The 713-nt window shown below is 45.0% G+C and carries 1 protein-coding gene; it reads left to right on the forward strand.

Annotation, left to right across the window (positions count from 1 at the left end):
- Positions 1 to 140 precede the first annotated feature (140 nt).
- Positions 141 to 602 carry an IS200/IS605 family transposase gene (gene tnpA, locus H6B51_RS17225; RefSeq protein WP_162614482.1) on the forward strand — a complete coding sequence of 154 codons (462 nt, stop codon included), beginning with the start codon at positions 141 to 143 and terminating at the stop codon, positions 600 to 602.
- The last annotated feature ends 111 nt before the right edge of the window (positions 603 to 713 follow it).

Consider the following 713-nt stretch of genomic DNA (forward strand, 5'->3'; position numbering starts at 1 on the left):
TTTTTGTATAAAGAAAACCACTCGCTAGGCGAGTGGTTCAAAAAAGCCTATGGCGATGAAAATGATAAAAAAACTCCCTTTGCTATAATAGAAGTGCGGTCTGCCAACTGCACAAACAATAGCAAAGGGAGGACATTCAGATGGGACTGAATGATATCAATAGTTTATCCCATACACGATGGAATTGCAAATATCATATCGTATTTGCGCCAAAGTACCGTAGAAAAGTATTTTACCAAGAAAAGAAAGCAGCAATAGGAAAAATACTGCGGCAGTTATGTGAGTGGAAAGGGGTGAAAATCATAGAAGCGGAAGCGTGCCCCAACCACATCCACCTGTTTGTAGAGATACCACCGAAAATGTCAGTATCGCACTTTATGGGGTATCTGAAAGGGAAGAGTAGCACAATGCTGTATGAGCAATTCGGCGAGCTGAAATACAAGTACCGGAACCGAGAATTTTGGTGCAGAGGGTACTATGTGGACACAGTAGGGAAAAACGAGAGCCGAATTGCGGAGTATGTGAGGAACCAACTAAAAGAGGACGAGATGGGAGAACAACTGAGAATCCCATCTAACAGCCCGTTTACGGGCGGCAAGTAGCAGTCCTTACGCAGTTGGCAGATCGTATTACGCGTTGTACGCGTCCGCGAGGAACAAAGGGCTATGCCCGCATAGTGACAACCACCAGCTTCGCTGGTGGATGTGTTCATT

This window comes from Pseudoflavonifractor phocaeensis, from assembly GCF_016901955.1.
GTDB lineage: Bacteria > Bacillota > Clostridia > Oscillospirales > Oscillospiraceae > Flavonifractor > Flavonifractor phocaeensis_A.

Excerpts from the sequence above, each read along its gene's own strand:
- tnpA (WP_162614482.1), top strand. The coding sequence starts at position 141 with ATGGGACTGAATGATATCAATAGTTTATCCCATACACGATGGAATTGC.